At 47.3% G+C, this 10,148-nt stretch carries 13 protein-coding genes; 6 read left to right on the forward strand and 7 right to left on the reverse strand.

Features of this window, described 5'->3' with window-relative positions; translation table 11 throughout:
* Positions 1-177: 177 nt before the first annotated feature.
* From COV52_03710 to COV52_03720, 3 genes are all read right to left on the reverse strand, one after another.
* Positions 178-1,695 (reverse strand): ATP-dependent RNA helicase, encoded by a 1,518-nt coding sequence (locus tag COV52_03710; GenBank protein PIR11426.1) that lies wholly within the window; start codon positions 1,693-1,695, stop codon positions 178-180.
* 11 nt (positions 1,696-1,706) lie between these two features.
* Positions 1,707-2,000: an RNA-binding protein gene (locus tag COV52_03715; GenBank protein PIR11427.1), complete on the reverse strand. Its 294-nt coding sequence runs from the start codon at positions 1,998-2,000 to the stop codon at positions 1,707-1,709.
* Between the two features lie 149 nt (positions 2,001-2,149).
* Positions 2,150-3,064 carry a hypothetical protein gene (locus COV52_03720; protein ID PIR11428.1) on the reverse strand — a complete coding sequence of 305 codons (915 nt, stop codon included), beginning with the start codon at positions 3,062-3,064 and terminating at the stop codon, positions 2,150-2,152.
* A 147-nt stretch (positions 3,065-3,211) separates the two neighbouring features.
* On the opposite strand from COV52_03720, the gene COV52_03725 reads away from it, so the two are divergent.
* From COV52_03725 to COV52_03745, 5 genes are read left to right on the forward strand one after another with little or no spacing between them, the layout of a single operon-like run.
* Positions 3,212-3,562 (forward strand): hypothetical protein, encoded by a 351-nt coding sequence (locus COV52_03725; GenBank protein ID PIR11429.1) that lies wholly within the window; start codon positions 3,212-3,214, stop codon positions 3,560-3,562.
* A 25-nt stretch (positions 3,563-3,587) separates the two neighbouring features.
* Positions 3,588-4,574: a hypothetical protein gene (locus tag COV52_03730; protein PIR11430.1), complete on the forward strand. Its 987-nt coding sequence runs from the start codon at positions 3,588-3,590 to the stop codon at positions 4,572-4,574.
* Positions 4,575-4,588: 14 nt separating this feature from the next.
* Complete coding sequence (locus tag COV52_03735; protein ID PIR11431.1) at positions 4,589-5,443, forward strand: protocatechuate 3,4-dioxygenase; 855 nt, start codon at positions 4,589-4,591, stop codon at positions 5,441-5,443.
* A 12-nt stretch (positions 5,444-5,455) separates the two neighbouring features.
* Complete coding sequence (locus tag COV52_03740) at positions 5,456-5,872, forward strand: hypothetical protein (protein ID PIR11432.1); 417 nt, start codon at positions 5,456-5,458, stop codon at positions 5,870-5,872.
* Positions 5,872-6,162: a GTP cyclohydrolase gene (locus tag COV52_03745; GenBank protein ID PIR11433.1), complete on the forward strand. Its 291-nt coding sequence runs from the start codon at positions 5,872-5,874 to the stop codon at positions 6,160-6,162. The genes COV52_03740 and COV52_03745 overlap by 1 nt, the downstream gene beginning before the upstream one ends.
* Positions 6,163-6,165: 3 nt before the next feature.
* Here the strand turns inward: COV52_03745 and COV52_03750 are convergent, their stop codons facing one another.
* From COV52_03750 to COV52_03760, 3 genes are read right to left on the reverse strand one after another with little or no spacing between them, the layout of a single operon-like run.
* Positions 6,166-7,347 carry a hypothetical protein gene (locus COV52_03750; GenBank protein PIR11434.1) on the reverse strand — a complete coding sequence of 394 codons (1,182 nt, stop codon included), beginning with the start codon at positions 7,345-7,347 and terminating at the stop codon, positions 6,166-6,168.
* Between the two features lie 18 nt (positions 7,348-7,365).
* Positions 7,366-7,752, reverse strand: a complete 387-nt coding sequence (locus tag COV52_03755; protein ID PIR11435.1) for a hypothetical protein — start codon at positions 7,750-7,752, stop codon at positions 7,366-7,368.
* On the reverse strand, positions 7,736-7,993 hold the full coding sequence (locus COV52_03760) for a response regulator receiver protein (GenBank protein PIR11436.1): 258 nt from the start codon (positions 7,991-7,993) through the stop codon (positions 7,736-7,738). Before COV52_03760 ends, COV52_03755 begins: the two co-directional genes overlap by 17 nt.
* A 158-nt stretch (positions 7,994-8,151) precedes the next feature.
* Here COV52_03760 and COV52_03765 point away from each other — a divergent pair, with 158 nt between their 5' ends.
* A complete protein-coding gene (locus tag COV52_03765) occupies positions 8,152-8,646 on the forward strand; it encodes a hypothetical protein (protein ID PIR11437.1) in 495 nt (164 codons plus the stop codon).
* Here the strand turns inward: COV52_03765 and COV52_03770 are convergent.
* Complete coding sequence (locus COV52_03770) at positions 8,643-9,938, reverse strand: dicarboxylate/amino acid:cation symporter (GenBank protein PIR11438.1); 1,296 nt, start codon at positions 9,936-9,938, stop codon at positions 8,643-8,645. The genes COV52_03765 and COV52_03770 overlap by 4 nt on opposite strands.
* Positions 9,939-10,148 lie beyond the last annotated feature (210 nt).

The following is a 10,148-nucleotide window of genomic DNA, read 5'->3' on the forward strand; positions in this document are numbered from 1 at the left end:
GCCTCAACCCCTTCAGTTTTCGCTTGCAAAAATCCATTGTAAACAGACCCTGATTTTCACAGTGCCTGTAAAAACCGAAATTACAAAAAAAGCAGGGGCAATCGCTTTGAATTTTCTAGCGAGCCACCTGCTTTTTAATCAGCCTGATTAGGACGAAGCCTTTAGCGTTGCCGCCACTTATTTAGATTTGGCCCGTGTTTTTTTCACGACCTTTTTCTTGCCAGCAGCAGGTTTACGCTTGGCCTGGCCTTTCTGACCAAAGGCTTTGTTTTTCGCCTTTTTGCCCTCACGGTTACGATCACGATCGCCCCAATCTCTGCTATCGCGACTATCTCTAGTTCTAGATTTAGACGCAGGCCTATCAGATCTATCAGATTTTTCAGGGGGTAACTGCGGAGACTTCGCGCTATCATTGAAATACGCTAAAGCGGCAGCGATATCCTCAAAAGAGCGCCCACTTTCGTACGCAATCTTTTGCACCAAGTCACGGTAAGGCCCAAGCTTTCGGCTTTTCTCTAAGGTATCAGAAACCTGCTGTGCCAAAGCTTCATTACGCTTGGCGGTCACTTCTTCGTGGCTAGGCGGATTCACGCGCTCGATAGTCACTTTTAGCGTGCGCTCAATGTTTTTCAACATCCGCATTTCACGCTGGTTCACCATCAAAATCGCTTTACCTGAACGCCCTGCTCGACCGGTGCGGCCGATACGGTGCACATACGATTCCACGTCGAAAGGAATATCATAGTTGATCACGTGGCTCACGCGCTCAACGTCAATGCCGCGCGCTGCCACGTCAGTGGCTACGATAATATCTAAACCGCCTTTCTTAAACTGCTGGATCACACGTTCACGGGTGGATTGATTCACATCGCCATTGAGTGCTGCTACACCGTAGCCTGCACTTTGTAGGGTTTGTGCGAGCTCTGCAGACTTTATCTTAGTACGGACAAAGATAATCGTCGCTTGTGGCGCTTCACCTTCCAGCACACGCAAGAGCGCGCTGTTTTTTTGATCCGTGTTTAATACAATGTACTGCTGCTCGATTTTACCGATCGTGCCTTCTTTCGCTTCAATCGCGATATGTTGCGCATCGCGCTGGTAATTTTTAGCCAATTTTTTAACGCCAGCTGGCATCGTGGCCGAGAATAACGCCGTTTGGCGAGATTCTGGCGCTTGACTTAGAATTTCTTCAATACTGTCGACAAAGCCCATGTTAAGCATTTCGTCAGCTTCATCCAGCACGACCATTTTTAAATCTGCTAAGGATAATGTTTTACGCTCCAAGTGGTCGATCACACGACCCGGCGTGCCCACAATCACTTGCGGACCGCGCTTTAACGCGCTGAGCTGTGTTTGATAACTTTGGCCACCGTAAATAGGCGTGACCAAAAAGCCTTTCAGGTGTTTCGAATAAGTTTTAAACGCTTCAGCCACCTGAATGGCGAGCTCACGTGTGGGCGCTAATACCAACACCTGAGGCTTTTTAAGCGTAAGATCGATTCGGGACAAAGCCGGCAGCGCGAAGGCTGCCGTTTTGCCAGTACCCGTTTGCGCCTGGGCGATTAAATCGCTGCCAGCAAGCAAAACGGGGATACTTCGAGCTTGGATAGGCGTAGGTACTTCATAACCAAGCTCAAGAATTGAGGCCAATAAAGGCCTATCCAGGCCGAGCCCGGAAAAATCAGAGGATGACATTAAGTAATACTCTATCGACGACGATCGTCAGAACGACCACCACCACCTGTACGAGGCGGCTTGTCTTTCGCGATGCTCACCTTCAACTGGCGGCCTTCGTATTCTTTGCCGTTCGCAGCCAAGGCAGCGTCAGCATCAGCGTCAGAAGCGAATGTTACGAAACCAAAGCCTTTAGCGCGACCTGTTTCGAAATCTTTGATTAATTTAACGTCTACCACTTCACCGAACTGTGACAAGAAAGCCTGGAGGCCGTCTTCAGTAGCTGAATAAGGTAGGTTACCGACATAAATTTTTGATTGGCTCATAAGAAAGTCCTTCAATTAAACATATTAGTCTTGAACATGAAAACTGGGACTGTCGAAACGAAAGGCCAAGAAACATATTAAGAGCGCGCATTGTACACGCGAATTTGGTTTTAGGAAAGATAAATTAATGAACAATTTTTTCAGCGGCCCTAGACCGACCTCTCAAGCAACTCACGCTTACACCAGTCGAACCACACATCCGGCGTATCTAGCGACTCGGGTGACAACCTCACCCGCTGGCGCGCGGCATTTTGAGCAGCAATCTCAAAATACTTTTTACGCTCAGGCGTGCTCGCCCCAAGCAAATAAGCATAGGCGCGCTCTTCTTCAGGCGCCTCAATAAAAAAGCGCGGTCGATGCGATGGAATCACCTGCTTTGCAGCGCTTAAAGAAGATACTTCACGTTGAATATCGAATGAAAAACTCAAGGCCGTCACTTTTCTACCCTGCTTAACTGGCTCGACACAAACCTGAAAACTCGCATATAAATTAATTTCATTGATTGCCGGCCGTAAAACAAAACGATCAAAATCATTAAAATTTTTCATTTTATCGCAAGCGATACCCAGCTTATCTCTAAGCTTCGAAAGTTCAAGCTCGAACGACGCAGCTTTTTGCGCAAACACTTGGTCCGCCATCAAAACATACAACGCTTCGCTGTATTTATATTCAAAATGGGCTTGAATCAAACAACGTTCAAGCAGCGCAGGATCTTTGTAGATCGCACGTGCAAGCGTTGGAAACGCGTAATGAAGCCTGTGCTGCTTACGATCAACGCACACTTCACTTAACAGATTGAAAACTTCGATAGCGCTTTCATCCGTGCGGTGATGCACAGTGATCGTCATTTGCAATAGCTTTTGCAGCGAGAGCAACACGCGATCGACACTGGGTGCCTTACTTGAAAACACACCGATCAACTCGTCAAAGCCGATCGTAAATCGCGTTGTTTGCAGGCCGTCGGAAAACGCCTGGTGCAGTAAATAGTTAAATAATCGCCTGTCAGCCAACGCTAAATCCGCAGGTTTTGAGAGCGATAGGTCGCGAATGTCGTGTTTTTTCATAATGCCCCGAAGCGTTGAGTTTTAAATACTACCCCATAATGGCCTCATAACAAGGTATGGCGACCTTAAATTTTTAACTGCGAGTGTTGACACGCGGTTACTCGTATTATATACTGTGAACACCTAATAAAAAAAGAGGTTAAAAAAATGAGCGCCTCAGAAACAAGTTTTTCGAACCACAACTTCACACTCATTGTTAAATTGAGAATAACCGGAGACGAGCTAAAGCTAACCCTAATCCGCAGTCCTGGGGTTCAATCGTTTTTCTCAGGCCACTACATCGATGGGGTAAGGAAAACCGTTTTTACTTTAACTGACTTTATGAAGGCTAAAGATGGCCCGCTCTCGGATGACTATAATGCTGTCCGCCAGACTCTTCCCAACAATTTGACTTGCATCACGGAGGAAGTCATGTCTAAGACAGAAGCCGAAGCTAACAAATACATCGATGCATACAACGAATTAAACCAACCGCGCACATTATTACCACAGCCATAAACCATGACAAAAAAGGAGTGACGTCATGAAAAGCCTATACATTCAAGCACACGCCAAGGATGCCGCAAGCCTAGCCATCGGCTTACAAGAACTTGATACACCCGAGATCACAGCAGACGAGGTCTTGGTTGAGATCAAAGCCGCAGGCGTTAACGCCTCCGATGCGCTGGCTGCCATTGGCTACTTTGATCACGCGAAAACGCCTCGTATTCCGGGGCGCGATTTCGCAGGCACCATTGTCAAAGGCCCAAAAGAGCTCATTGGCGAAAACATCTGGGGAACAGAAGGTACCGCAGGCATTGATTTTAATGGCACACATACACAGTATATGGCCTTACCGATCAGCGCGGTTGCAACAATACCCACCACACTTTCCTTAGAGCAAGCCGGTAGTGTCACACTGCCCTATGTCACTGCGTACTACGCCATCGTTAAGCGCAGCCAACTGTCAAAAGGTAAAAGCTGTTTGGTTATTGGCGCACTGGGTCAAGTGGGCCGCGCCGCCATGGCCATTGCACACTGGCTAGGAGCAAACCCTGTCGCCGTGGTTCGTGGCGAAGAAGAACTTAAAAAAGCACAGGCAGAAGGTTTGAAGGCTGTGGATAGCACAGAAAAAGATTTCGAACAGCAGGCCATCGCATTGAATAACGGCAAAGCCTTTGATGTTATCCTAAACTCCGTCGGCACGATCCTGTGGAAACCTTTGCTGAAAGCGCTTGCAAAAGGTGGCCATTTAGCCACGATCAGCGCCCCACCCAATCATCGCATTGCTGAGGTGAGCTTATTCGAACTCTACCGAGCAAACCAAACTTTAGTGGGTGTGAACACCGTACCGCTGGATTTTAACGAAAATGCTGCTTTACTGAATGCGCTAAAACCCGGCTTTGAGTCTGGCCAGTTGACGGCACCCCGTGAAGATGAAATAAAACGCTTTACCATGGAGCAAGCCACAGAAGCCTACCAAGCCGTGCTTGATCCTACGATTAAAGAACGCATTGTGTTGATATTTTAAAGGAGAATAAACGTATGGATGCAAAAACATTTACCGACCGCGTACTGAAACAATACCAGCAATTTGACGATCCACGTGCGCAAGCCATCACAGAAAGCTTGATCAAACACCTACACGGTTTTATTGCTGACACACAGCTTACCAACCAAGAATGGGAAATGATGTGGGAAGCCTTAATGGATGCCGCAAAATTTAGTGCCAAAACCAATCGCAATGAGTTCTTATTGTTTGCCGATGTCTTAGGCATCAGCCAGCTGGTGGAAGTGGCCAACAGTCACAGGCCTAACAACGCGGTTGGTAGCGCGCTCGTAGGGCCTTACTATCGCGCAAATGCGCCGATGCGAAAACTCGGCGATGCCATCATGTCAGATGACACAGAGGGTGAGCGAGTGAACATCCGTGGCACAGTGCGTGACAGCAAGGGTCAAGGCCTTGCTGGCGCCAAACTCGATGTTTGGCAAGCCGCCACGAATGGTCTCTACGACATTCAAGACCCCAAGCAGCCACGTATGAATTTACGGGGTCGATTTATTGCAGATGAAAACGGCGAATATCATTTCACCGCTTTAATACCCACCCCTTACCCGGTGCCTACAGATGGACCGGTTGGCGTGTTCTTAGCCGCAGCTAATCGCCAAGTGTATCGCCCTGCGCATATTCACTTTATCGTGACTGCGCCAGAGCATGAAACCTTGGTCACGCAAGTGTTCTCTGAGGGGGACCCACTCATCGAACAGGATGTGGTGTTCACCGCAGACAAGAATATGATCGGCGATTTCAAACGAAACGGCGATCATTACGAGCTTCAGTATGATTTTGAATTGCTTGACGGCGAATCAATTTACCCTGAAGCGCCCATCAAAGACTAGGAGGAAGAGATAATGAAAGAAAAATTTATTGGCACATGGCGTTTAGTTCACTCAATCGAAATCGATGAGCACGGTCAAAAACACTATCCTTTTGGTGACGACGCGGTCGGCTATATTATTTACGATGCCAAGGGCACAATGGCCGTACAAATTACCCGAAGAAACCGACAAGCTATGAACGCGAAGAGCTTAAAAACAGCGAGTGTTGATGAGCTAAAACAAGCGGCTGGTGATTATCTCGCTTACTTTGGTCAGTACACCATTGACGAAGAAAACGAAACAGTTGACCACGATCTTGAAGGCTGCCTTTTTCCAAATCGGGTCGGCCAAATTCTAAAACGAAAATACACGTTTCTTGAAGGCAACCGCCTCTCATTGAAACCGTATAACGATGGCACTAACCGTGAAATACTATGGGAGAAAGTCTAATGTTAATTGCTATTTCAAAATACTTAAAACCTTTAAGCGATGTCGATGAACACCGCCCCGCTCACCACGCTTTCCTCAAGGCGCTACTGGCAGAAGGTAAATTAATCGCCTCTGGCCGACAACACGACAGCTCAGGCGGCGTTATTATGGTAAAAGGCCTTTCAAGAGAAGAATTTGCAGCCACTTTAGCTGAAGATCCTTTTGTGAAAGCTGGCGCATCGCAGTACACGATCGTTGAGTTTAGCCTTTCGTTTTACAATGAGTCTTTCGAGGATTTACTGAAAGACTAACGATCACAGAAGACGAACAATCGTCGAGATGATCGAAACGATGAGCAATAACACAGCGAAGCCAAGCAACCCAAAGGCCTGATGAACGTCCGCATTAATGCCAGTGACGACCACAGGCCCTAAGGTTTGCAGGCATTTCATCAAGGATGAGGCCGCGCCAAAGCTGTGTGAAACCGATGTCATGGATGCGCCTTTACACATCGGCAAAGACAAACCCACGCCCGCAAAAATAAACATCAAGGCGAGCGTGACCAACAAAACAACTTTCACGCCTAAGAAAAACAAAAAAACCAAACCCACGCTGCCAATCAAGGTCAAAACTGCCGCCACATTAATCAATCGCTTCGTACCATAGGCTTTTACCAGGGTTTTCGCGACAATGGCCATGATCAGCGAGGGCAAAAGCACCACAAAACCCAAGATCGAAAAATCAACTCTTGTCACTGTTAAGTAATGCACGTAAATATAGGGCAACATCGAAATCGACGTAACAAACACACCAAACTTCAACGCCAAACTTGCCACATTCTTGATGAACTGAGTATTCGTTAAATGGCTCGCATAACGTTTTAACAAATGCAGCTCATGAGCAGCCGGTGCTTGCGAATCGCCGCGCGCTCTGACAAACATCAAAAAGCCTATCAACATCACAATACCGTAACATGCCATAAACTCGTAGATCGCAGACCAATTAAACGCATGATACAAGGCCATGCTCAAAGGCGGCACGATGATCGGTGTTGTCGCCATGGCGATGCCTATATACGCGATGGCACCAACCGCTTTCTCTTTGCCGTAAATATCGACCATGAAGGCATTGCCCACGCTCGTAAATGTCGCGGCAGAGAATCCCAGGATGCAGCTAAACAGCCAAAACAACGTCAAATTACCCGAAAGGCCTGTGAGCAAGGCACTGGCAATAAATAACAGAAGCCCTAATAACAAAGTGTGACGGCGATTCCAATAATCGGACAAAGTGCCCCAAAACAAGTGGCCAAGCAGGTAGCCAATGAGTACCACCGTCGGCGTCAATAAGATCTGATCGGATGACACGTCAAACGCGCGACCCAGCACAGGCAGCAAAGGCGTAAACAATAAAATCGCAAGCTGTGTCAGCGGAAAACCCGAACCAATAATTAAACTTTTAAGTAGCCGACTTCTCACATCCCTATCCTTCTTAACAATAAATTTTACGGCTTTAAGCTAAAGCTGCCCTGTAATCTTTAACATCGAAATCTCTCGATTTGAAGCCGCCCACTTTGCCGCCGGCGTTAAACCACGCCATACGATATATGACACAATAGTACCTTTCGGTGTACGAAACTGCAAAGCGAGTAAAAAAAGGTAACGACGAGACCGACCATCAAGCTTGACCGGCGTATCATCCAAATAAAAACGCTCGCCATCAAAGCGTAGCTCATGTTGATGATGACGAACAAGCTCAAACAACAAACAGGCCACGCAAGCCAGCAGAGCCACCAGCTTCACTTCCCAAAACAAACTTGAATCCAAGACACTTAAAAATACAATTAACGCCAGCAGCAGCGTTAAAAACTTGCGCACACGCGACTGTTCACTGATGGCAAACATGATCTCGCACCTCTTGCACCATCGCCGCCAATCGCTGATTGGAGGGTGTCTCTCGACCCGTTAACCAAACAAAAAGGTCCTGATCATTTTCCTTGAGTAAGTCACAAAATGCCGATTGATCAGCGGCTGACAAGGCATCAAAGCGCTCATTGAGAAAGCGCTGAAGAAAGATATCCAGCTCCAACATGCCTCGACGGACCTGGAATTGTAAGCGTTTTTTGAGTTCGTCGTGTTGACCCATATCCCCTCCAACACTGAATAGCCGAAGTATGCCATACGCAAACTCAATTGGCGAACCAGGCAGAATTCACTCTAAATTTCAAAGAAAAAAATCTTGCATAAAATGTAAAAAATGGTAAAATTTTGGCCAATTAAAGCTCTCAAACAAAGGTAAAAATAATGAAAAAAGGCTTCGCAATTCTCGGCACAGTGCTTATATCGACGATCTTACACGCACAAACACCCAAAACCCAAGACAGCAGCGCCGGCCAAGCAACGTTTATCAATGCCACAGAATGCGTTTATGACCCCATGAACCACTCCTACAGCATCGGAAAGCCTCACGCCCTAGATTTTTACAGCCAAGTTTCACCCTCAGCTGTACAGACAGGCACAATACCTGCACCGCAAAAAGTGGGCGCATTTGCACGGATGACCCAAGAAAACATCCTCTACAACCCGTCAAGTTACTCGCGCAACTGGCAATACTATACAATCATTAATTTGAGCGATAACCCGGTTGATAACGCTGATGATGTACAGGCAAAACCGGGCGGCAGTTATTTTGTGATTGTCGATGCGCCTTACAACGACATTGACACTGTCGATGCAAGCAACTCCCAATCTGTCGCAATATTGATGTCTCAGTGCCTTCAGAAAAACACCAGCAATTAATGGTGCACGTGAGGGTGAACCTCATCATCAGGGGTGGTTTTAGCAACCAAAGTCGTTGCATACAAATCACCCATGACGTTAGTCATGGTTTGCATCATATCGTTTAAGCGATCCACACCCGCAATCAAGGAAATGCCCGTCAGCGGAATGCCGACCGAACTCATCGCCGCACCCATGACAATCAAAGCCGAACCTGGCACAGCCGCCGCGCCAATGGCTGCCAAAATCGTGGTTAAGATGATCGTAATGTATTGTGATAAGCCTAAATGCACACCGAATAAATTCGCTGAAAACAACGTGGCAGTAACGATATAAATCGTCAAACCATTCAAATTCAAAGTCGCACCCAAAGGCAACAAAAAGCCGGAAATATTTTTATTTAAACCCAAATTTTCCCGGGCACAGCGCATGGAAGTGGGCAAGGTGGCCGCACTGCTCGAGGTACTAAACGCCATCACCATAGCCGGAAAAATACTGCGAATAAATTGGCCCGGGCTGACTCGCACCAAAACAAACAATACCGGCAAGTAATACAGCACCACCAGCAAGGTGCAGCTTAAATACACCACGAAGACAAACTTTAGCAGCGGCAGTAAAATCGCCAAGCCAAACTCACCCAAAACCCAAGCGAGCAAAGCAAAAATCCCGTATGGGGCGAACCCCATGACAATGCCAGCAAATTTAAACACCACGTGTGAAAATGATTTGAATAAATCGGCCACGGGTTGTGCGGGCTTGCCGGCAAAATTAATCGAGAATCCCAGCAAGACGGCAAACACGAGAATCTGCAAAATATTGCCCGAAGCAAAGGCCTGGACCGGATTGCTCGGCACAATATTCACCAACTCATCGACGACACTCATCGGCTTAGCTGTGCCTTGAACCGGGTTAGTTAAATGCAAATGGGCAACATTAACCGCTGTGCCCGGGTGAAGCACGATCGCCATCACCAAACCCAAACACGCCGCCACGCCCATGCTTACAGCATAAATACACAGGGCTTTGACCCAAATCACATGCATTTTCTGCGCGCTGCTCATGGAAATCACTGCGTTCACGATGGCGGTAAACACCACGGGCACCACCATAAGCTGAATCAAATGAATAAAAATAAGACCAATCGGCTTGAACACCACAGCATCAGAACCCATTGCAATCCCCACCGCGATACCGAGCACTAAAGCAAGCGTGATCTTTTTCCACAACGCTAAAGCAAACCATTTTTTAAGCAACGTCATCAGCACCCCCTTTTTTCTTGGGCACAGTATTGCACAAGCAGGATTGGATGTCATATCTGATCACCGCGCAACATAAAGTAGCAACCGCCTTGGGTAGCCTGGGTTGACGAACGTAGCGAGGATAACCCGGGTTCAAACTCTCCCGGATTATCATGCCTTCGGCGTTCAATCCAAGCGTTTGCTCCTTGCTTGTTCGTGCATGTAGCAACCGTCTTTGCGAGGAGCGTAGCGACGCGGCAATCTCCAGGTTAATTCAAAAGATTG

The sequence above is a fragment of the Gammaproteobacteria bacterium CG11_big_fil_rev_8_21_14_0_20_46_22 genome (assembly GCA_002796245.1).
Classification (GTDB): domain Bacteria; phylum Pseudomonadota; class Gammaproteobacteria; order UBA12402; family UBA12402; genus 1-14-0-20-46-22.